Raw genomic sequence first — 24,110 nt, 5'->3', positions numbered from 1 at the left:
TCCCATTGAATTCAGGACTAAGGCCGCTTAAGGATCTTTTATTATTTACGCTGTCTACTTGACGGGGTGCAGTTCAAGATTACCTCTTTCTTCGATCTTTCAGCATCCGGCTTCCGTCAGGTGATGGATCTCAACCTGGTGGGCACACTTCTACCCACGCAAGTTTTCGCCAGGCAAATGCTTGGGCGTGCGGGTACATCCGTGATTAACATCTCCTCCATGAGCGCTGCATCGCCAATGACCAAAGTCCCAGCGTACAGTGCGGCGAAGGCAGGGATCAACAACTTCACCCAATGGTTAGCCGTCCACCTGGCTGAGTCCGGAATTCGGGTTAATGCTATCGCACCGGGCTTTATCCTGACGAAGCAAAATGAGAAGCTCCTGCTCCGGGAAGACGGAGAACTGACCGAACGATCGCACAAGATCATCTCCCAGACTCCGATGCGCCGCTTCGGGAAACCGGAGGATCTGCTGGGTACCCTGCTCTGGCTGGCGGACGAAGAGATGTCGGGTTTTGTTACGGGGATTACTGTTCCGGTCGACGGCGGATTTATGGCATATTCGGGGGTATAGATTACATCAACTTAGCCCCATAATACAGCAATCCATAAGAAATACGGCTGAAGAAGTTTGATACAATGGACAGGACAGAACCATATATCAACCCTGGAAAGGATGTTGTTCACATGGCCATTTTTACGGCTTACCTAATGTCGGAGGATGCCAAAGCGCAAGCGGAGTTCTACATTAAGGCGCTTGGCGGCAAAATGAACTCTATTACCAAACACGGAGACTTGCCTAATGCGAGTGAGGAATTGAAGGACAAGGTGATCAACCTCAGTTTTATGGCTGCAGGAGTCCATTTTATGATGTCCGATTCCGTCTTCGAACCGGTTAGTTATGGGAATACAGTCAACTTAAACCTGGAATTCGCGGAAGAAGCTGAAGCGCGTGAAGCTTTTGACAATCTGGCAGAGGGTGGTGTGGTCAAGGAAGCGTTGAACCCTGCATTCTGGGGAGCGCTCTTCGGACATGTTCAGGACAAATTCGGCATCCTCTGGATGATCACTACAGTGCCTAAGCAGGACCAGCAGTAAGCTGATGCAAATATGCTTCGGGTATAGACGCTTCTTGATCTTATCGAGAGGCGTCTATTTACTGTACGGCCAGCCCTCTTCATCTAAGCCAATCCAAAAGCAATCACCAGTATATACCCCAGCACGGATAGCAGAACAGATCCGATCAGTCCAGCCAGAAATGGCTTTTTCCCCATCCGGCCAAAGGTTCTCAGATCAACCCCCAGACCCATCCCCGCCATTGCCATTGCCAGCAAAAGGTAAGCCAGAACAACAAGCTCACTTGTGATTCCTGTCGGGATAATACCTAATGTATTAATTCCGCTCATCACCAGAAAGCCGAGGATAAACCAAGGGACCGGCAGCTTTTTCCACTCTATGGCTTTCTTAATCTCCCGCGCCTCCGCTTCCTCAGCAGGATTCTCCACTCTTTCCTTCTTACGTGTTCTGTAGGCTTCCCAGCTCCCGATGAGGATAGCGACAGGGATCAGCATCGCCACACGGGTCAGCTTCACAATGACCGCCTGATCCGCAGCGTCCCTGCCCGCCGGAGCGGCGGCAGCAATCACATGAGCCACCTCATGAAGTGTAGCTCCTGCAAAGATCCCGTAGCCTGCCTGACTTAATCCCATGAACGGATACAGCAGTGAATAAACCAATGTAAAAATCGTGCCAAGTATCGCTACAGTAGCTGCACCGACAGCCGTTTCATGTTCAGAAGCCTTGATTTGGGGGGCAATTGCCGCGACTGCTGCCGCTCCGCAAATGGCTGTACCGCAGGCTGTCAGCAGGCTCAATCTTCTGTCGATTCTGAAGCATTTCGCCAAACCGTACACAGTGAACAAAGTGAACACGATATTGATTACTGCAATGGCAAATACCTTCGGGCCGGCAGCCAGGATATCTGCAAGGTTGAATCTCATCCCCAGCAGAATGATTCCCGCCCGAAGCAGTCTTTTGCTGGAGAATTGAATGCCTGCCATCGCACTATGCGGGACGCCAGCCACTGCACGGAATGTTATACCCAGCAGAATGGCCAGCACCAGTTGCCCCAGAATATTCATCAGCGGCAGCAGAGCAAGATATTTGGCTGCTACGGCGAGCAGGAGTGTGATTCCAATCCCGCAGGTCATCCCCGGGTGCTTCACAGTATATGGATACAGCTTATGTGTATGGTTCATCTGCTTCACTCTCCGTCCACCGCTCACGGCGGCTAAGTCTTGATAGCTTCACTATAAGTGCCTCGCATGTGAAAGTGAAATACAGCTTTGTTATTCTTAGCATCAGTTTTTGTTATGATTGAACGTAAACGATATGATAAAATGCATGATATGAAAGCTATTCCGGCATTTTTGCCGATCTAAAATGAGGGATTCATATGATTGTTGATGCGCTGAATGTATTTGTTACCGTTGTGGAACAGAGTCATTTCTCTAAGGCAGGTGAGCTGCTGGGCTTGTCACAACCTGGTGTAAGCCTTCATATCCGCAATCTGGAGAATGAAATGGGAACCAAGCTGCTCCACCGGTCGCCGAAGCAGGTCCGCATGACGGAAGCTGGAACGATACTCTATAAACATGCCAAACAGATTCTATCCCATTATGAGGAGGCTGGGCGGGAAATCCGTCTGCTGCGGGATGAAGTAACCGGAAGTCTTCATATCGGAGCCAGCTTTACGATCGGGGAGTATATTTTACCGGCAAGGCTTGCTGCATTCGCCAAACAGTATCCGCTGGTCAGTCTTCAGCTGACCATTGGCAATACGGAGGAGATTATCACGGCAGTAAGAATGAACCAGCTGGATGTGGCCTTTATCGAAGGTGAAACCACCGACCCCGAGCTTGTGATCATTCCCTACATGAAGGATGAGATGATCGTCATCGCCCCTCCAGGACATCCGCTGGCTGAGAGTCTTGCGGTGGAAAAGGATATGCTTCAGCAGGAGAGCTGGGTCCTGCGCGAGCATGGCTCTGGTACCCGTGCTTTCAGCGATCATTTTCTGCAGGAATCAGGAGTATCCATGAAAAGATCGTATGTATTCAACAGCAGTCAGGGTGTCAAGGAGGCCGTCTCTGCCGGACTGGGGCTGGCAATCCTATCCAGATGGATCGTGCGCAAAGAGCTGGCGGGCGGCGAAATCTGCGAGCTGCGGCTCAGACAAAGACTGCTGGAACGTGAATTTCTGATCATCCGGCACAAAGGCAACCCGGAGAGTATGGCGGTTCAGATGTTTATTGAGAAGCTGCTCGCTGTACCCCGAACGTAACGCTAGGAAACCCGCCTGCGGCGCTTCAACAACGGCATTTCTGCCGTTGTTTCCGGGCAGACCCGCCTGCGGTGCTTCAACAACGGCATTTCTGCCGTTGTTTCCGGTCAAACCCGCCTGCGGGGCTTCAACAACGGTATTTCTGCCGTTGTTTCCGGTCAAACCCGCCTGCGGCGCTCCAACAACGGCATTTCTGCCGTTGTTTCCGGTCAAACCCGCCTGCGGTGCTTCAACAACGGCATTTCTGCCGTTGTTTCGATATAAAATCGACCTTGACGGAGAAAAGCCGCTGACCCGAATACAATTGGGAGCAGCGGCTATGGACGTACTATATGGCTGCTAGAAGGTCAGAGCCAGCAGCTACAGCAATGCGGGAACAGCAGCATGGATGACCTCTCGGGCATTCATTGTTTCCTGCTGACAGTCTGCAGTGTAATTACTCCTGCCGCAGGCACATTAAGCATGTGTACCCCGCTGTTCCAACTCAGATGATCCTCTGACGTTACTGTTCCCTGGCAATCTCGGACACTTATTTCCAGAGGACCCGTGTCACGGTCCAGCTCCAGTATCAAGCGGGTGAGCAGCGTTCCATTGACGATAATCACCAGCTCTGGCATATTCCCGGTTAAAGGGATAACCGTATCATGGTAAGCAGTAATCACCCATTTCCGGGTGGTGCGGGCCGTAACTAATGGATATAGCAGCTCGGGATGCTGCGGCTCCAGGCGGCCATCCAGCAATACGTCCCGGTGCTCACGCCAGAAGGACAGCCAAAATGCCAGCATAGCAGTATGTTCCTCCGGTAGCCGGTCGATCCGGACCGAAATCTGGGGAACGGAAAACAGCACATTTATGAACTGAAGTGCTGCCGCCGCCGAAGACTCCTGGGGGTTCCACATCAGCATGTCGGAATGTGCCGCAGTGATGCCGCAAATCAACCGGATATCGAGCGTCCTGATCCGGTTCTGGAGCGCGTCATTAGGACAATCGCCGGCCCGGAACATATTCCCGTATTTACGCATTAGCGGTCCAATGTAATTCTGGCGGAATTCGATGAGAATATCCGGCTTCAACTGTCTCAGACGGGAGATGATCCCACTTAGAAGCTTATCCACTGCTTCCGGTACCGACCCCGTGTCTTGCCCATCAGCGGGAAGATATTGATCCCCTTTGGAATAAAAGCTGTCAACGAAATCCAGCTTAAACCCGTCCAGATCCCATTCCAGTACCGCCTGCTCATAGATTCCGGTCAAATACTCCCGTATTTCCGGATAACGGGGATCAGCCACCCCTGCTCCAAGCTCATCATTTACATACAGCAATTTATCCTTGAACCTCACCCAGGCCTGACTGTGCTTCCCGATGAACGGAACCGCATACCACAGCATAAATTTCATACCCAGCTCATGAATTCGGGTTACGTGTGCCTTCAGGTTAGGAATTTTATCCACACTCACCTTCCAGTCTCCACAATAGGCATAACCCCGGGTATCATCTGAGGTCTGCCAGCCGTCATCCATAATGACCGTCTTACAGCCCACTGCGGCAGCTGCTCTGCACTCGGCTTCCACTGCATCAGGCGAAAGCTGCTGATGAAAGCTGTACCATGTAGAATACACCGGTTCTCTGGCCGCTTCCGGAACGGGTGAAGGGTCACAACCGGGAAGTCCGGCCCACCATTCACCCACCCCTTTCAGCGCTTCATAATAGGGATGGCTGCACGTATCCAATCGCAATATGACCTCAACATGGTGTACGGGTGGGCCAGGCTCTGCAAAGAGCGTTACGTAACAATGGAAGCTTGATGTCTCCTCATTTAGACCCGCATGAAGCTCCACAGGACTTATTACATCCGAACAGGCAAAGGTCAACACATTGTTGCCCCGGTTCCCATAGAGACTGATAACCGGGGCGGAAGAAGTAGATCCTGACGGGAAGCCCTGCCACCAGTCGGGAATCAGCCCCCGGCTCCGCTCTACCGATGGATGCCACAGGCCTTGCACATCCACTGCTGCACAGCTCCACTTCAGGGATATTTCCGGTAGAACAGCCGGACTAGAGGCATCCAGAATAAGCCGAATATATTCTACATCTGCCTCAGCGACATCCACATAGGAAGAGAGAGAGGTGGCAAAAGTTCCGGTCTGCCCCTCCAGCCTCATTTCCCAGCCATTGCTAAGTATGATTTTCAATAGCTTCTAAGCTCCTTTTTGCCGGATATGTCTGATTGAATGCTCAATACTACATCCGGCAGGGAATCGAAATCTGTATGCAAGCCCCGATCCCTGAGCGGCTAGCAATGATTACCCCGTAGCCGCTGCCATGATGCAGCTTGATCCGGGAATCCACATTACGGATGCCATAGCCGATGCGGGGACCCTCAGGGGCCATAATCTGCCGGATGATATCTGCATTCATGCCCACCCCATTATCAATCACTTTGAACACAATCTCTGAATCCCGCTTCGCTACGACAAGCCGTATGCCCAAGGTGGCTCCGAACCAGGCATGTTCAAGCGCATTTTCAATCAGCGGCTGCAGAATCAGCTTGACCGTTGCGTACTCCAGAACTTCCGGATCAATGTCATAATATACACTAAGCCGTTCACCGTATTTAATGCACTGGATAGCCACATAGGCTTTGGCATGTTCGATTTCCTTGCCCACAGTGGTCAGGATTTCTCCGCGGTTCAGACTAAGCCTGTAGAATTTCGCCAGCTCCTGTACCATAATATGCAGTTTATCAATATCGCCGAATTGGGCCAGACGGTTAATAGAGGAGAGTGTATTGTAGAGAAAATGAGGATTGATCTGCGCCTGCAGCGACTCCAGCTCTGCTTCTTTTTTCTGAAGATCGGCAACATAATTTTTATGGATCAACTCTTCCATATTGCTTCCCATCCGGTTGAAGGCGATAGCAATTTGCGCCAGTTCATCATTGCCTTTGAAGCGGATTCTCTTGTGGAAATCCCCGTCATGAAAAGCATTAAGGGACCCCACGATCTTCTGAATCCGCCGTGAGAAGTACCCGGATACCCAGATCCCCAAGGCTGCCAGGACAACGGCACTGACCAGACATACCAGCAGTGTCATCCGGCGGACCTCGTTCGCGCTCTGATCGAACAGGCTGTATGGAATGTAGGCTTGCAACTGCCAGCCCAGACCGTGCAGAGATTCACTAAGGACAAGCTCTCCGGGCTCTGTCCGGCTGCTCGACCCTTCCGTGCCTTCCGGTGAAGATTGCATCACAATCCTGCCGTTGTCGTCAAGCACGACAAGCGTACTGTATTCGCCAATTTTGCGGTAATCCACAGAATCCAGCAGATCCTTGATCTGTACCGCTACCCGGACAAGACCAATCTCCTTCCCTCTCTGCACATCATCCAGACGCTGCAGCAGCGAAATATTGCCATCCTCTTGATCGCGCAGAATCTGCTGCCAGCGGCTGAGACCCGGCAGGTTACCCGAGAATTCCAGCATGCGGTACCAATCTGCGTCTTGTATCCGCTGCATATGATAGATCTCGTAACGTTTCGTGGAGAGCAGCGGATTCAGCCCCCCGTCCTTATAGAACACTTCAGGCAGCGTTTCGTTCTGAAGATACAGGGACAGGCCAATATTGCTGGCAGTGTAATTCAGCAGATTTTCAAGCGCCGGCATGAGTGTCCTGGTCATGGTCTCATAGCTGTACCAGCCTTGATCATAGCGGCGAAGCGCATTTTGCAGACTGTAATTATAGTAAAGGCTGTTCGAGATACGTTCGATATCATCTGTACGGTAACGGATATTGTCGCGCATTTGCCTGAGCGTTCCTTGAAGATTCTCCCGCGTTTTTTCCCGTAGGGAATTCACGGAATGCGCATAGGCGAACAGGCCAACCGTCAGCACGGCAATCAGCAGGCACAGCACATAAGGCAGAATGAGCTTGTATCCAAAAGGAATACTCCCCATGCGCCGCATATCACAAATGTCTCCTGTAATCACCTGGGCTCACACCATAAAATTCCTTAAACTGCTTGCTGAAATGGGAAAGATTCTTATAGCCCACCCGGTTCGCGGCTTCATAGACCTTCAGCTTCGGATCACTAAGCAATACCTTGACCCGCTCCAGCCGCCTCAGCCCCACATAATCGGAGAAATACACTCCAGTCTCTTCGTAGAAGATCTGACCCAAGTGATTAGGTGAAAAGGAAAAGTGGTTGGCTGCATCCCGCAGCATGACATTATGCTCCAAATGCTCTTCAATGTACGCCTGGATCTCCTCCACAAGCTTCCGCTTCTTCCCCTGGCGTTTGCGCTGCAGCCGTTCGGACAGCTCGAACATCCGGCGGCGGAGCCAGGATTTCATATCCTCAATGGTTTCCAGATCATATAAAATATTCAGATGTTTCCGTTCCAGCCCCAGCAGCTCATAAAAATCCTCATTGATCGTATGCAAATACGCATCCAGCCTGGAGACGATGTGCAGGAAGAGCTGGTAAATCTCCAGCTTGGTCTCCATATTGCCCACCCAAACAAACAGCTCCTCATTGCAGTCGTCCACATCGACCAGACGGTAAGAGGACACCGCCGCGAACAAGGCCTGCAGAATACTGTCCAAATCTTTGGCTGAGGCCGAGATCGGCCCTCTGGCATCAGAATGGAGGATGAGCTTGCCTTTACCCAGGAACAGCTTCAGTCCCAGCGCATTCCTCGCCTGCCGGAAGGAATCCCGCAGCTCACGCAAATGGCTAACGGCAGGCCCTACACCTATGGTTACTGTCAGCGGTATTCCATCCGCCGCCTGATGGATCAGCCTGCGGAGTCTTTCACGTCCCACACTTTCTTCCAGAATCAGTGCGTAATGGAACCGCTCCGTCCGGCAGGCTTGTATCTGTTCCTCGGCACAGTACCGCTCGATCGACATCTCCAGCCTGTTCTCCATCTCTGCCTTAGCCCCATCGCTGAAGCCATTCAGCTTCCAGGACATATCATCGGGCTCCAGCAGCGCGGTGTACAGCCTCGCCCCATTCCAGTTAATGCCGACACGTTGAAGCAGGGACAGCATCTTTTCTTCATCCGGTGTACCATCAAGAAGCTGCATGAACAGCTCTCTGCGCAGAAGCGGTTCGGATTCGGAGAAATAACGCTCTAAATGGGAATGCTCACGCTCACGGTCCAGAGTCTCCCGAACCTCTTCCAGTGATCTGCGCATATCGTCATCGTCTACAGGCTTCAGCACGTAACCGGATGCGCTCATGGATATGGCCTGCTTGGCATATTGAAAGTCTTCATAGCCGCTGACAAAAATAATCTTCAGCTTCGGGTTCAGCTCAAGGGCTCTGCGGGCAAGCTCCATCCCTGACATGATCGGCATTCTGATATCGGTGACCATAATATCCACAGCCTGCGAATCCAGCACCTCCAGAGCTTCAAAGCCGCTGCTCGCGGCTGCACACACCTCCATGCCAAGACCTTCCCAGTTCATGAAGCGCTGCAGACCCTCCAGATCCAGCAGCTCATCGTCGACCAGCAGCACCTTGTACATTCCATCCCACCCTCGCACTCATGAATTCAATCCGCCCCCCGGCAACTTGTGCTTGCGGTGAATGCCATATAATAGTAAAAGGGGTACACTTGGATTCAGTATACCCCACGGTTTAGGCTGGCTCTAGCTTTATTTCATCTTGCTCAGATTGTCCTGCCATTTCGCGGTTTGGAATTTCAGCAGCTTCTCGTAGCCTGCTTTTTTGGCGTCTTCATTCGCTTTGTTTAAGAGACTGAGAACTTCATCATCACTTTTGGCGTACAGGGTTTTCGCAAAAGCCTCCTGATAAATATCATTAACCGCCGTGGCAATCGTTCCTTCTTCCGAGTCCGGCAGCGGGTCCAGATTGACGAATTCCGTAAAGTTCTTCGATGTCTTCCAGGTCACCTTCTGCTGGGCAAGCGTAGTCCAGTTCTGCTTGTCGGCCGGAAGCTGCGCATCCATCTTGGCTTTGGTCTGGTCAATAAAGGTGGTGTTGCCAACCCAGTTGAAACGGCCGATTCTTTCCTTATCCTTGTCTCCCTGTGGTGTATTCAGGCCAGCCTCGTTCAGAATAGGCACGCCGTCTGCATCGTACTCATCCCAATACAGGCCTTGACGGCCAAAGTTCAAAATCCGCTGGCCTTCTTCGCTGGTCACCCAGTCGAGGTAGGAGAAGATCGCTTCCGGGTCCTTGGCGTTCTTCGTGATGACCAGCACGTTCCAACCCAGTGAGTTGTAATTGTTGGGTGTAATTTTAGATGCATCCAGACCCGCCTTGTGAATCGGCCAGATGATATCATAGCCGGCATCAGGGTCTGCTGTACGCAGCGCGGTATCCGCTCCCCGTCCAGGGTTCACCACATCGCCGTCCACATATACTGCAACGCGGCCTGTTTTGAGTTTCTCGGAAATCTGGTCACCGGTCTGGGTGAACAGATCCTGCGTGATCAGCTTTTCACGGAAGAGCTTGCTGGCGTACTGCATATTCTCGATGAACACCTGATCCTCAAAAATCGATTGCAGCGTGTTGCCCACCGGATTGGCTTTGGGCAGATACGGTTTATTTTCAGCAAATCCGCCGTACATCGTCTCGAGTCCCCGGCCTTTGGCTCCCACTTCAAGCGGCACCACATCGGGATACTTCTCCTTCACCTGCTTCAGGTAGGCATACAGATCATCGTAGGTTTCCAGCTTCGGTGAACCCAGCTCCTTGTATATTTTCCGGTTAATAATCCAGCCGCCGTTGCCATTCGGGCTTGACGTATACCAGTTGGGGAATTGGTAGAGCTTGCCGTCTTCAGAGCGCAGCATGTTCAGTGTGGCTTCACCGGCGTTCTTTTTCAGATTAGGATAACGGTCCAGATAATCATCGAAGGGTACCAGCAGCCCGGGCTGACGAAGCCGCTCGACATTCGCTCCGCGGTCCATCATAATGACATCCGGCAGACTTCCCGAGGCGATCATAGTACTGAATTTGGTTTCGGCAGCACCGCTGGACTGAACCGGGGTCATCTTGACCTTCAGGGTGTCGGCAATCCACTTCGTGGTCGAATCCCTTCCCCATTCTTCCGTGGTATCCCAATCGTAATTACTGTAATACGTGAAGGAGACCGGTTTCACCGTGCTTCCTACAGCTACTGATGTAGCTTCAGGACTTACACTTGCCGCTGCTGTCTCCGTTGCCACCGGTTCTTTGGTAGGATCAGCGGATGGCGCAGCAGCATTGTTCCCCCCTCCACAACCTGCAATCAAAAGTACCGAACATAACACAACACTCAGCAGCGGAAAACTCTTCGTAGATTTCAAATGAGTAACCCCTCTCTAATGTTCATTCACTACTCCTTAAGCGACCCGATTAACACACCTTTCACAAAATACTTTTGCAAAAACGGGTAGACCATAATAATCGGCAGCGTCGCGACCATGGTGGTTGCCATGATCAGCGATTTGCTGGTTACCGACTGCACGAGCGCGAGCCGGTCTTGAGCAGCTGCACTGCTCCCGATGGCCTTCTGGAGCTGATCCGTCACAATATTGGAATTCAGGATCTGCTTTAGCAGGGTCTGAATCGGGATCAGATCAGGATTATTGATATAAATACTTGCCGAGAACCAGTCATTCCAATGATATACGGCCGTAAATAAGGACAAGGTAGCCACAACAGGACCAGAGATGGGCAAAATAATACGGGTCAGCACTCCGATATGGTTGCAGCCGTCAATCCGCGCCGATTCAACCAGCCCCGCCGGCAGCCCCAAAAAGAAAGTCCGGAAAATAATCATGTTGTAGACACTGATCATCCCGGGAATGACCAGCACCCAGAAGGTATCCATCATCCCAAACTCACGGAGCAGCAGGAAGGTGGGAATCAATCCTCCGCTGAAATACATCGTTATGATGCAGAATACCATATATATTTTGCGTCCCATCAGTTCATGCCGGGAGAGTCCGTAGGCCAATATGGCGGTAAACATGACCGATAATGTGGTTCCTACGATAGTGCGCATGATGGAGATCAGAAACGCATGACCGATGCGGCTGTCCCGGAACACGACCTCGTAATTATCCAGTGTTGGGCTGCGCGGCCAGAACGTAATCCCGCCAAGCGCCGTGTCCGAGCCCATATTGAAGGAAATCACGAGTGAATTCCAGAAGGGGTATAGGGTGATGAAACCCAGCAGCAGCAGCGTTGCATATATAATGACTTGTAGGAATTTGTCTCCAGCCGACATCTTCATCATAACCTGACCCCCGCCTTCCTTCTCCACATTTGTTTTGCTTCACTGTTGCTTACCATAAACTTGAACCCATTCTTCTGGCTGCCTTATTCGCCAGGGCCAGCAGTCCAATACTCACTACTGCCTTGAAAAGTCCCGCCGCCGCCGCATAAGAGAAGCGGTTGTTCAAAATCCCCATCCGGTAGACATACGTATCGATTACGTCGGATACATCACGCAGGATCGGATTGGTGGCCAAGATCAGGATATCCTCGAATCCGGCATTCAGAATATTGCCCACAGCCAGAATGAGAAAGATGATTATGACCGGCCGGATGCAGGGTAATGTGATCAGCTGGATCTGCTTGAAGCGCCCTGCACCGTCAATGGAAGCGGCTTCATAGAGATGCGGGTCGATTCCGGCAATTGCCGCCAGATAGACGATGGCTGCGAACCCCATCTCCTTCCAGATGCCTGTTCCCACCAGAATCCCCCAGAAGTACTCCGGCACGGACAGAAAGCTGATAGGCTCTGAGGTGAGATGCAGACTCATAAGCAGCATGTTAACGCTTCCATTATCAGTCGAAAGCATCGAGCCCACGAACCCACCGACGATCACCCAGGACAGAAAATGCGGCAGATAGCTGACGGTCTGGATGATCCGCTTGAATAACATAAGACGAACCTCATTGAGCATCAGCGCGAGCAGGATTGGAGCCGGGAACCCGATACACAGCTTCAGCAGGCTGATTACAATGGTGTTGCGCATGACCGTCCAGAAGTCGGGCGAATTGAAGAATGCTTCAAAATGCTTCAGCCCGACCCAGGGACTGTGAAAAAAACCGCCGAACAGCTGATAATCCTGGAACGCCATCAGTACACCATACATGGGCAGATAGCTGAAGACGAAGATAAACAGCATAGCGGGTATAACCATCAGCTGAATATCCCATTGCCTGAACCACCTGGTCCACCATGATACCGGCTTACCTTTCGCCCTGGTAATGACCTTTCGTTCGATTTCCACGTTTGTCATCCTTCCTGTTTCTTTGCTCTACACCTTAATCTTATTCAGTTCAGAAAGGTGTAACCAGTACCGTGGTCAACGAAATGTGTGGTTCAGCAATGATGAGCAGATTACAGCTTAATGGCCTTCACATCGTCAAAGTAGATCGTCCCGCTGCCCTGGGTACCACTGCCCTGGGCCACATAGAAGGCGAACTCTTTAATGGAGCCCAAATCAATGACCCCGTTGCCGCCGGTTGACCAGCCGGGCCTTGCAAAGTCCGTAAACGGAATGGTTACAAGCCTTGCCTCGGTGCCTTCAATCTTGATTCCGGCTTCCCAGACCTCGCCGTTCGTCTCATGAAACTGAACAGCCAGCTGGCGGTTCGAGCCATCCGGCTGGAGCCAGAAGGTGATCGCTCCCATGCCCGGCCATTCCTTGCCCATGCTTCGGTAGACACCTGCATAGCCTGGATTGCCAACCGTATAATCCAGCTTAAGCCCATAGCTTCCGCTGTTCAGCTGATACGTATCCAGTGTTACAGTCGCAGCATTGCCGGAGACATTGCGCTGCCATTTGGAGCGCAGGCTTCCATTCGAGCCGCCGTAGGATTCGAAATCATCGATCAAATAGAAGTCCACCGGGGGCGGAATAAACGGTCCATTTCCGGTTTCTCCGTTGTTGAGCGCCCGTGGATCGCTGTAGAGCGCTTGAATGCCGCTAATCGAATTTTTGTCGGTTAAATACTGGGACCAGGTCATGAAATACACATATCTTGACTGTTTTTCCCTAAGCATCTGCATATCCGGCAGCTCACCATTTTCCCCGATGGCAATAGGCCGGCCTCCACTGAGCTTCAGCAGCTTGTTGTAATATGTGTCACGGTAATCGTTGTTGTAGATGTCCATGGCCAGCACATCCACCATATCGTGCCCGGGATAATAGGGGGTTGAATCGTATGCCCAGGAGCTCTCCGCATTCGGACTCCACACCCAAATCAGATTATTCAGACCATGAAGATTAGTTAAGCGGTCGTACATGTTGTGCCATAGCTGTCTGAACAGCTCCGGTCTTGCACCCCACCAGAAAAATTCAGCATTCATCTCGTGATATGGCCGCCATAATACAGGAATACCTTCTTCCTGCAGCTGCTCCAGATATCCCGCGATCTCATCCACCTGGGCAGCCCACTGGTTGTACAGTGCGGTGCCGGGAGTGACAATCTCTGTCATTTGGGCTTCTGTCACATCACCCGTGACACTCTCCCAGCCGGAGGTAGCCGGGTCCATAGGCCGGGTCTGGTGATAGGTTAAAGTCACCATGGTTCCTGCCTGACCCTGAAGAACAGCCTCGTCAATCATGGATTGGCGCAGCTCACCCATGTCGCCCCCGATATAATAGGCGAAATCCGAGCCCCATAATGCCGGATAATATCCGGTCAGCTCTGCTGCCGTGTCGTACCATTTCGCGGGCTCTTCATAATAATTATGTTGGCCCGTATAGACAGCATTCCCCACCGTTGCATAGAGCCGGTCGAGTAGCGCTGTCGCTTCAACGGAAGCGTTCGGGTTAACCGGGGCCATCCTGCCGGTGGTCACCTGAAGCGTGCTCGGGGCAGAGGTTGCGGTCCCTTCACTAACTGCTTTAACCTCAATGTCATACAGACTCTCAGGCGACAGGCCTTCCAGCTTGTAAGTATACATTGTTTGCCCGGAAACATAAGGAACTGTCAGGCTGCTCCACTCGCTGTCAGACGATTTTTTATACAGCAGCTTATATTCTCTCACTCCAAAGGGTCCTGTGGAGGCTGCCCATTCCAGCTCTGCAGATACCCCGTCTATGGTTCCAGTCTTGAAACCCGCAGGTGCAGTTGGACTAAGGTTAGTCGGAATTACAGGCATCTTGCCAATAAAAGCCTGATCCAGGTACATATCCCCGCCGCTCCAATTACCGCCCCGCAGCTGCAGGCCAGCCAATCTGTTACCGGTCTGAATCTGCTGCTCCGAACGGGACCATGTTGCTGTGGCGTTAGTATAGAACGGATAGGAATTTACAGAGAAACCTTGGTATACATCCAGTGTTACCGTGAATGTCCCCGGCAGTACCGTATTGAATTTGCTCCAAAACGATACCAGATAGGAAGTGTTGCTGTTAGCGGGGATTAATGACGTTTTGACTGTGGATAGATTCTTCAGCTTCAGCGCATACATTCCTGAATAGGGATCATAAGTTGTCGTTTGTACAGTCCCTGTTCTATACCACGGGAAGATGTGTCCAGTCTCCAGGCCCCCATTGGGTACCAGATTGGGTCCCGGCGTAGCCTCCAGTCCCATCACAGCATCGGAGGTATTGCCCGCGATATCCTTGGCCCGCAGCATAATTGCATACACTGAAAAAGGATCCAAATTATTGAGAGTATACGTGTACTGGGTGACAGATTCCTGATGTGGGACAGCCACGGTATTCCAGTCAGCAGCATCTGTTCTTTTGTAAACAATCTGGTAAGAATCAACCCCCATATCATCCGTGGACCCCGCCCAGGTTAGCTTCAGCGCTTTGGAGTCATGCTGGGCCTGCCATACACCCGGAGTCGTTGGGCGTTCAATATCCACATTCTCCCGAATGACAGCATCGTCGATATAATAATCCTTACTCGTACCGTTCCAGAACGACAAGCGGATATATTGCACACCTGGCCCGGGTGTATACAGGAGCTGCTGGTATTCCCATTCCGTAGAACCCGAGAAATGCAGCTGTTCCTTCGATTGCTGCGTGCCGAATATGTCCATATCTATCGTCGCATTCGTGACTCCAGCAGCGGCAAACTTAACCCATAATCCAACCCGGTAGGTTTTCCCCTGCTGAACTGCGACTGATGCTGATGCCCCCCCTGTACTGCGTTTTACCAGAAGACTCATTGTTCTTCCGTGCTTCTCAGCGGTTGTCACAACCGGACTTCCCCATTTCTCCCACAGCGTATCTCCCGACTCAAACCCGGGATTGCCCAGCAAATTCTCTCCAGCCCCCTGCACCGGGACACTGGGAACGAGTAATGAAGCAAAGATCAGAACTACGGCCAGCCAACCATGGAACCATTTCCCCCTCATACGTGGTACCACTTCAATCAGGCCTCCACTCACATTAGCCGGTGGAATTACGACTATAACGTCGTCCGGCATCTCCAATGTAAGCGTTTTCCACAAAACTCAACAAGGTACAGCAGCAACGAAAACTATGCTGCAGCAACGATGTCCGGTTTTTGTGCCGAATTATATTTTGTCCTACAGGAGTAAACGGTAGGCACCATTACCGCAGGAAACGCCAAGCACCTGTTCTCCCGCACAATCAAGGGCAATTCCTTTCCAGCGAACCGCTCCCAGCTCCGTCTGATTCCAAGCCTCCCAGCTCTCACCGCCAGCCCGGCTGCACATCACTTGAGAGTCTGTACCATTCATCACCATGGGTTCACAGGCAAGGATTAACAGATCCTCACCATGGTCACCAATCCCCAGTGTCATTGCGGATACATTAAAGACCCTATCCACTTCAGCAGGGTACAGCTTACTCCAGGACTGCCCTCCATCGGTGCTGCGCCATAAGCCATCTGTAATGAAGCCGGCATATATCGTATCCGGGTAACTTGGAGAATAAGCTAAAGTGTTCAATACAGAAAGCGGACCTCTTCGCATAAAAGGCAGACCATCTCCAATGGATTCCCAGGAGTCACCGCCATCGAATGATTCCCAGATCCCTTCGGTCCATTCACCCACCAGTATCCGGCCTTCGTGAAAAGGGCTTGCCGCCAGCAGCTGATTAGCCCCGCAGGCATTCTTGACCTGATAGACAACGACAGACAGCAAGTCGGCTTCGATCCAGTTCTTCATATGCGGTATTTCCGTCATGTAGGCGGGAGGGCGAAAAGCAGTTTGCTCCCAGGTCATTCCGCTATCCGTAGAGCGGTAGATTCCAGCCCCCGAAGCAATTGGTCCATCCATATACGCATAAAAGGTGTCTGCATTCACTCCGTCCTCCTGCAAAGCCTGCACAAAAATACCCGGACCCAGTGTAAGTACAGCTGAAGCAGTCTCTCCATGATCACGGCTGAGCGCAATACATGCGGTCCGCCCGTGACCGACTAGTCCATAGAGATAACTCTGATGGGATGTTCGCGGTATTACAGCTGCAGTACTTCCTGAATAACCTGGTAGACCCGGGAGATTCCAAAAGCTTTTGCCGCCATCTTCTGTAACCTTAGGCGGGTGGTCAGCCATCGTAACACAGAACTTGCCCGGCTGCTCCGAATCGGAAGTGACGGCTTCCATGCAAGTCGTTTCCAGCCCCTGAAACTGTGCAGCCCGCCATGTCCTTCCTCTATCGGTACTAACTGCAACTCCGTACCAATTCGTCAGATAGAGGCGTTCCTCAATGAAGCGGTCAACGAGGATTTTGGATATTGCCCATCCTGTGGCTTCGGCTCGTGAACCACTGCCAAAGTGATCCATATAGGCTGGAAATCCACTCAAATCCTCATCCTTATGCTGTCGGAGGAGCATCCATGGTTCAGTGTCGCCGCTGTCTAGACCGGATACATACAGTGGAATCGGCGGAACGGTCTTCATGTGGGGCCGGGCATCCGGGGCTGTATACCACAGCTGCGGGTGATGGATATCCTGTACTACCGTCCCGTATCTATGCCCATCCTGGAGCAGCCCTGTCATGTCCGGCTGCCAGGTCTGCCCGCCATTCTGACTGTGGAGAATGCCATTCCATATGCAGGCAGCACGCAGGCGCTGCGGATCCCGGATATCGCAGGCAAGCTCGGCAAAGCTTGGGCCTTCATGCAGCAGTACCCAGGATTCACCGAGGTCGCTGCTGGCATACAGCCTGCCAGCCTTGCCACGGGGCGGGTCCTGAAGCAGTCCCAACACCCCGCCGCCGTCTGTCTCGACATAATCCATATTGAGATCTTCATCGCTAATGGTTCCTGCATACAGTAATCCCGGTATGCCGGGATGGAAGGTGACGCAGCCAAACCGCTCCTCCGGCAGCGAAGACGGTTTCCAGGACTCCCCTTCATCCCTGCTGATCCATAAACCACCCGTGTAGCCGCCGGCAACAACAACTTCCGGATGATGAGGATCTACCGCGATGATTTCACCGTACATCCGGGTCGGGCCATTACCGTAAAACCCCATGCCAGTACAGACCTCTCTCCAGCTATGACCGTCATCGTCGGATTTATGGACCGAGCCGTAAAACTTATGGCTTCGCACTTCCCCTGAGCAGCGGAACAGCACCTCCGGGTGATGGGGATTAATGGCAAAGCTCTGCACCTGGTGGTGATACGCTTTGGTGAGTCCGGCATTCCGGGCTTCCCAGCGGAAGCCGCCGTCAATACTGGCGAAGACTCCCGCCACATCGCAGCGGGCGTACAACACACCGCTTTTTGCGGGATGCTGAATCAACCCTGTAATATAACCGCCCCCGCCCAGTGTAGCCGGTGACCAGGTTTGCTCCGGTTTGAATGAATTTCCTTCCACATTCCTTACCTCCTTTCTTACTTGCATACTACTTAAGCTTACCTTCAGGCTGCATTTACGTGCATCCCTGCGAGCAACGAAATCTATTGCTGAGCAAGGAAGATGGAAAAGGGGCTGTCTCAAAAGTGGATTTTCTACGAGCGGAGACAGGCCACCATCCATTTTAAAAGCATAAAATTCAATAGAGCAGCGCTCCTCGTCATCGGAGGACGCTGCTCTATGTTTTTGGTCCATGACTAATAAATAAAAGGGTTGACCCAAGCAGGGCAAAGCCATTTCCACTTGATTCTAGAACTTAGTAGGGTTCACTTGTCTAACCATGTGCGCATCATAGATAACAACTGCGCGCTGTTGACCGGTTTGGTGATATAATCCGAGCAGCCTGCTTCAAGGCACAGCTCCCGGTCTCCCTTCATGGCTTTCGCCGTGAGTGCAAGAATAGGAAGGTCCCTGAATTTCACGTTCTGCCGGATCGCGCGGGTCGTTTCGTAACCGTCCATTCCCGGCATCATAATATCCATAAGCACGATTTCGATGTCAGGTGTCTCTTCCAGGAGATGGATAGCATCCTGGCCGTTCTCTGCAGGAATGACTTTCATATGATGGCGTTCCAAAATGGAGGTAAGTGCAAAAATGTTCCGGATATCATCATCCACAACAAGCACTTTCTTATACTCAATCATTTCATCGGAATTATATAGTTTAACCAGTTTGTCCTTTAAACCGGAAGGCAGCTCCTCCGCTTTGAGGTGCAAAAAGAGTGTCGTTTCGTCAATCAATTGGATATTCGACTTCACCTCTTTGAGAACCGCCATTTTAAAGAGCTCATCCCACTCCTTCTCCTCCTCTGCCGTCAACTTCTTGCTCAGGCGGGCTACGACGGGAACCCTTTTGTTTTTGGCGTTCTTGTACATGTCACGGACTAAACGGATGAGATTCATATCCGGCAAGTTATTGTCCAGCACTACACAGTCGAAATCTTTGGTGTTGATCTGGTTCAAAGCTTTGCGCCCTGTGTCCACTGCCGTGAGCTTGAGATCCTGATTGCTTAGCAATTCGACGATTTGCTTGCGCTCTTGCTCATCATGAATGGCCACCAGCAGGTTACGGCCCTTATGGTCCGCAAATTGGTTCAGACGATCAAGGGCATTCTCCAGTTCCTCGTTCGTCACCGGTTTACGGAAGTAATCGTGAACCCCCTTTTGCAGCAGGAGCAACTCATCTTCATCAACGGTCATGACGCAAATCGGAATATGCCGCACATCGATATCGTTCTTCAACTGCTCCAGAACGAGCCAACCGTTGGAATCCCCGCCAAGGTGCAAGTCCAGCGTAATTGCGATCGGATGGTACTTATGAACGAGTTCGAGGGCATCATAGCCACTGGCCGAAATGACAGCTTTGATGCCTCTTTTGCGGAGAAGATCAAGAATGATTTCATTGAACTTCTGGTCGTCCTCGATAATCAGGAATACACGGTCTCCCGGCACAATGTCATCCCTGTCATCCATCAAAGCGTCTTCTTCTGCTTTAGCCAGGCTGCTTCTGCGTTTCGGCGGGGTGATATCGATCACCTCTGGAACATGTGCCTTTTTCGGCTCCAGTTCTGTGAATTCCGCTTCCGTTGGAAGGTACAGATTAAATACGCTCCCCTTGCCCACTTCACTGTACAGGGTGATTTCACCGCCTAGCATCTCGGCAATCTCACGTGATATCGCAAGGCCCAAGCCTGTTCCTCCGTATTCCCGATTCGTACTGCCGTCGGCCTGCTGGAAAGCTTCGAAAATGATCTGCTGTTTTTCATGAGGGATGCCGATCCCTGTGTCGCTTACGGAGAAGCAAATGACCGTTTTGGCACGGTTCAACGATTCATTATCCGGGTGCCAGCCCTCGCCCGCTTTCCGGATCTGAAGCATGATCTGTCCTTGTTCCGTGAACTTAAAGGCATTTGAGAGCAAGTTTTTCAAAATTTGCTGAAGCCGTTTGAAGTCTGTCATTACACTAGCCGGCACACCGGGATCCAGTTTGATCCGGTAGTCGAGCTTCTTGGCATCCACCATATGACGAAAGGTACGGTCCAGCCCGTCTGTCAGTTCCGCCAAAGATACTTCACTATAATCTGGTGTTATGGTACCGGATTCGATTTTGGACAGATCGAGAATATCATTAATAAGGTTAAGCAATTCGAGTCCGGAGTCCTGAATGGTCTTCGCGAACTTCACCTGAATCTCATGAAGATTGTCATCCGGGTTCTCGGCAAGCTGTTCCGCGAGCAGCAGTAAGGAATTCAGAGGGGTACGAAGTTCATGCGACATGTTGGCCAAAAATTCGGATTTGTACTTGGACGTGAGAGCAAGCTGTTCCGCTTTCTCCTCCAGGTAACGTTTGGCCACCTCAACCTCATGGTTTTTACTCTCCACTTCTGCTTTCTGCAGCACGAGCAGCTTTGCTTTATCCTCAAGTTCGTCATTCGTATTCCGCAGCTCCATCTGCTGCTTTTGGAGTTCTTCGGTAAGGGACTGCGACTGGATCAGCAGCTCCTCCGTACGTTGGTTCGCCTGCATGGTGTTAATCACTATTCCGATGGATTCCGTAAGCTGATCCAGGAATGCAATGTCGATATCGCTGTAAGGACGAAAAGTTGCGAGTTCCAGAATCGCGAGCACCTGATCTTCAAAAATGATCGGCAGCAAAATGATGTTGAGAGGTGTAGCTTCTCCCAAAGCGGACGATATCACGACGTAATCACCTGGCACATTGGTAAGAAGGATCCGCTGCTTCTCGATTAGGCACTGGCCAACCAACCCTTGCCCAGCCCGGAATTCGTTCGCTAAATGTTTGCGGCTCTGATAAGCATAGCTGGCAAACAGCTTTAGGACCGGTTCACCATCGACTGGTTCATTGATATAGAAAACACCATGCTGCATAGACACGAGCGGAGCCAGCTCGGACAGGATCATGCGGCTGACCGCATACAAATCTCTTTGTCCTTGAAGCATCCGTGAAAATTTGGCGAGATTGGTTTTGAGCCAGTCCTGCTCTGTATTGATACGGGTCGTTTCCTTCAGGTTCCGGATCATTTCGTTTATGTTGTCTTTGAGCGTCGCGACTTCTCCGGATGCAGATACGTCAATAGCACGTGACAGATCGCCATTCGTTACCGCTGTTGCGACGTTAGTGATGGCACGTACCTGAGTGGTCAGCGTACTCGCCATGTAGTTAACGTTGTCAGTCAGGTCACGCCAAGTACCGGCTGCTCCAGGCACACTTGCTTGTCCGCCCAGTTTCCCTTCGGCGCCTACCTCCCGTGCAACGGTGGTCACCTGGTCGGCGAAGGTCGCCAGTGTATCAATCATATTGTTGATTGTATCGGTCAGTTCAGCGATCTCGCCTTTGGCTTCCACGGTCAGTTTTTGTTTCAGGTTGCCGTTCGCTACCGCGGTCACAACCTTGGCGATTCCGCGCACCTGATCCGTCAGGTTGGTCGCCATAATATTAACGTTATCGGTGAGGTCTTTCCAGATCCCCCCGACGCCGCGAACCTGGGCCTGTCCGCCCAGTTTTCCGTCCGTACCGACCTCGCGCGCCACACGCGTAACCTCCGAGGCGAATGAATTCAGTTGATCCACCATCGTGTTGATCGTATTCTTCAGTTCCAATAGTTCGCCTTTTACGTCTACAGTAATTTTCTTGGACAGGTCTCCGTTCGCAACCGCCGTTGTAACACCAGCAATGTTACGCATCTGAATAGTTAGATTGCTGGCCATGTAATTAACGGTATCAGTCAAATCTTTCCATGTACCGGAGACATCCTTAACTTCTGCTTGCGCGCCCAGTTTACCATCGGTGCCAACCTCGCGGGCTACTCGCGTAACCTCGGAGGCAAAGGTCGAGAGCTGGTCCACCATCGTGTTGATCGTATTCTTCAGTTCCAGGATCTCACCTTTTACATCGACGGTTATTTTCTTGGACAGGTCCCCCTTCGCGACCGCCGTGGTGACGTCCGCGATATTCCGCACCTGGTCCGTCAGATTCCGGGCCATGTTATTAACGCCTTCGGTCAAGTCTTTCCAGGTCCCGCCGACCCCCTTAACCTGAGCTTGTCCGCCCAGTTTCCCATCCGTACCAACCTCGCGCGCCACCCGCGTAACCTCGGAGGAGAACATCGAGAGCTGATCCACCATCGTGTTGATCGTATTTTTGAGCTCTAAGATTTCGCCTTGCACATCCGCCGTGATTTTCTTGGACAGATCGCCGTTCGCCACTGCCGTCGTCACGACGGCGATGTTACGTACTTGGTTGGTCAAGTTCGAAGCCATATAGTTTACGCTCTCGGTCAAATCACGCCAGGTCCCGGCAACACCTTTAACTTGGGCTTGTCCGCCCAGCATGCCCTCGGTACCTACCTCCCGTGCCACCCGCGTAACCTCGGAAGCAAAGGTAGAGAGCTGCTCCACCATCGTGTTAATGGTGTTTTTAAGCTCAAGAATTTCGCCCGTGGCATTCACCGTGATCTGCTTGGACAGGTCGCCTTTTGCAACCGCTGTGGTCACTTCGGCGATATTACGCACCTGATCGGTCAACGTACCGGCCATAAAGTTAACACTATCCGTTAAATCCTTCCAGGTGCCGGATACCCCTTTAACATCCGCTTGACCGCCCAGAATCCCTTCCGTAGATACCTCGCGCGCCACCCGTGTAACCTCTGAGGCGAAGTTGCTAAGCTGATCCACCATGATGTTGATGGTGCTTTTCAATTGGAGAATCTCGCCTTTCGCATCAACGGTAATCGTTTTGGATAAGTCGCCCTTAGCAACTGCGGTTGTTACTTCTGCGATGTTACGCACCTGGTTGGTCAGGTTAGACGCCATGTAGTTTACACTTTCGGTTAAATCCCGCCAGGTCCCGGATACGCCCTTAACATCCGCCTGCCCGCCGAGTATCCCTTCCGTACCGACTTCGCGCGCCATCCGGGTCACCTCGGAAGCAAAGGTCGACAACTGATCCACCATTGTATTGATGGTGTTCTTGAGCTCCAGAATTTCGCCTTGTACATCCGCAGTTATCTTCTTTGACAGGTCGCCATTTGCAACCGCTGTTGTAACCACCGCGATGTTGCGCACTTGGTTGGTCAGATTGGACGCCATGTAATTTACGCTTTCGGTTAAATCCCGCCAGGTCCCGGATACATCTTTAACGTCAGCCTGCCCGCCGAGCTTGCCTTCCGTGCCGACCTCTCGCGCTACACGAGTAACCTCCGAAGAGAACATGGAGAGCTGGTCCACCATGGTGTTGATCGTATTTTTCAGTTCGAGGATCTCTCCCCTTGCATTTACCGTGATTTGCTTCGACAGATCCCCATTGGCCACGGCCGTTGTTACTGCCGCGATATTACGAACTTGATCTGTGAGGTTCGTGGCCATGTAATTCACGCTATCCGTAAGATCTTTCCAGGTCCCCGAAACACCTTTGACGTCTGCCTGCCCGCCTAAAATCCCCTCCGTACCAACCTCACGCGCCACACGAGTAACCTCGGAGGCAAAGGTGCTGAGCTGATTTACCATCATATTAATGTTGCTTGCCGTTCTCTGGAATTCCCCGGTGAGCGGTCTTCCTTCGATTTCCAGTTCCACCTTCTGGGACAGATCGCCTTTGGCCACGGCGTTAATCACCCGAACCATCTCGCTCGTCGGTTGAATCAAATCAATGACCAGTCCATTGAGCGAATCGGTGATCGTTTCCCAAGATCCACCCAGATTTTTCAGCACAAATCTTCTCGACAGATTGCCTTCTTTACCAACAACCTTGGCTACGGTCTGAACTTCATAGACTAGACCTTCCTGAATATCCATGATCTCGTTAAACGTATCCGCTACCTTACCGGCTATACCCGTGCGGTCATAGGGCATTCTATAGGAGAAGTTGCCTTTCTTCATTGCCATTAAGGCGTTGAGCAGTTCACCGGCGTCAATTTGATCATCGTTTTTTTCGTTCAT

At 51.7% G+C, this 24,110-nt stretch carries 13 protein-coding genes and 1 pseudogene; 4 read left to right on the top strand and 10 right to left on the bottom strand.

Going from position 1 to position 24,110, the window contains the following annotated elements; translation table 11 throughout:
- Positions 1 to 78 precede the first annotated feature (78 nt).
- Positions 79 to 573, top strand: a pseudogene (locus tag ACTJKB_RS21170) (SDR family oxidoreductase); the annotation flags it as partial.
- A gap of 113 nt (positions 574 to 686) precedes the next feature.
- A complete protein-coding gene (locus tag ACTJKB_RS21165; protein ID WP_440836337.1) occupies positions 687 to 1,097 on the top strand; it encodes a VOC family protein in 411 nt (136 codons plus the stop codon).
- Between the two features lie 83 nt (positions 1,098 to 1,180).
- Here ACTJKB_RS21165 and ACTJKB_RS21160 read toward each other — a convergent pair whose 3' ends face one another.
- Positions 1,181 to 2,257: a YeiH family protein gene (locus ACTJKB_RS21160; RefSeq protein WP_440836336.1), complete on the bottom strand. Its 1,077-nt coding sequence runs from the start codon at positions 2,255 to 2,257 to the stop codon at positions 1,181 to 1,183.
- 197 nt (positions 2,258 to 2,454) lie between these two features.
- On the opposite strand from ACTJKB_RS21160, the gene ACTJKB_RS21155 reads away from it, so the two are divergent.
- Complete coding sequence (locus ACTJKB_RS21155) at positions 2,455 to 3,342, top strand: LysR family transcriptional regulator (RefSeq protein ID WP_440836335.1); 888 nt, start codon at positions 2,455 to 2,457, stop codon at positions 3,340 to 3,342.
- Positions 3,311 to 3,685 (top strand): hypothetical protein, encoded by a 375-nt coding sequence (locus ACTJKB_RS21150; RefSeq protein ID WP_440836334.1) that lies wholly within the window; start codon positions 3,311 to 3,313, stop codon positions 3,683 to 3,685. The genes ACTJKB_RS21155 and ACTJKB_RS21150 overlap by 32 nt, the downstream gene beginning before the upstream one ends.
- 61 nt (positions 3,686 to 3,746) lie before the next feature.
- Here ACTJKB_RS21150 and ACTJKB_RS21145 read toward each other — a convergent pair whose 3' ends face one another.
- The 9 genes from ACTJKB_RS21145 to ACTJKB_RS21105 form a co-directional block, all read right to left on the bottom strand.
- Positions 3,747 to 5,534, bottom strand: coding sequence for a glycoside hydrolase family 36 protein (locus tag ACTJKB_RS21145; RefSeq protein ID WP_440836333.1), 1,788 nt, complete (start codon positions 5,532 to 5,534; stop codon positions 3,747 to 3,749).
- A gap of 49 nt (positions 5,535 to 5,583) precedes the next feature.
- Positions 5,584 to 7,302 (bottom strand): cache domain-containing sensor histidine kinase, encoded by a 1,719-nt coding sequence (locus ACTJKB_RS21140; protein WP_440836332.1) that lies wholly within the window; start codon positions 7,300 to 7,302, stop codon positions 5,584 to 5,586.
- Position 7,303: 1 nt separating this feature from the next.
- A complete protein-coding gene (locus ACTJKB_RS21135; RefSeq protein WP_440836331.1) occupies positions 7,304 to 8,869 on the bottom strand; it encodes a response regulator in 1,566 nt (521 codons plus the stop codon).
- 129 nt (positions 8,870 to 8,998) lie between these two features.
- Entirely contained in the window at positions 8,999 to 10,657 is a 1,659-nt protein-coding gene (locus tag ACTJKB_RS21130) for an extracellular solute-binding protein (protein ID WP_440836330.1), read from the bottom strand.
- A gap of 29 nt (positions 10,658 to 10,686) precedes the next feature.
- Positions 10,687 to 11,592 carry a carbohydrate ABC transporter permease gene (locus ACTJKB_RS21125; protein WP_440836329.1) on the bottom strand — a complete coding sequence of 302 codons (906 nt, stop codon included), beginning with the start codon at positions 11,590 to 11,592 and terminating at the stop codon, positions 10,687 to 10,689.
- Between the two features lie 49 nt (positions 11,593 to 11,641).
- On the bottom strand, positions 11,642 to 12,505 hold the full coding sequence (locus ACTJKB_RS21120) for an ABC transporter permease (RefSeq protein ID WP_440836360.1): 864 nt from the start codon (positions 12,503 to 12,505) through the stop codon (positions 11,642 to 11,644).
- 200 nt (positions 12,506 to 12,705) lie between these two features.
- A complete protein-coding gene (locus ACTJKB_RS21115; RefSeq protein ID WP_440836328.1) occupies positions 12,706 to 15,753 on the bottom strand; it encodes a glycosyl hydrolase in 3,048 nt (1,015 codons plus the stop codon).
- Positions 15,754 to 15,855: 102 nt separating this feature from the next.
- On the bottom strand, positions 15,856 to 18,114 hold the full coding sequence (locus ACTJKB_RS21110; RefSeq protein WP_440836327.1) for a hypothetical protein: 2,259 nt from the start codon (positions 18,112 to 18,114) through the stop codon (positions 15,856 to 15,858).
- Between the two features lie 305 nt (positions 18,115 to 18,419).
- On the bottom strand, positions 18,420 to 24,110 hold the full coding sequence (locus tag ACTJKB_RS21105; protein WP_440836326.1) for a HAMP domain-containing protein: 5,691 nt from the start codon (positions 24,108 to 24,110) through the stop codon (positions 18,420 to 18,422).

The organism is Paenibacillus sp. 22594 (assembly GCF_052044425.1).
Classification (GTDB): domain Bacteria; phylum Bacillota; class Bacilli; order Paenibacillales; family Paenibacillaceae; genus Paenibacillus_AQ.
The sequence above is the reverse complement of the archived record's forward strand: the minus strand, read 5'-3'. Positions and strand labels throughout refer to the sequence as shown.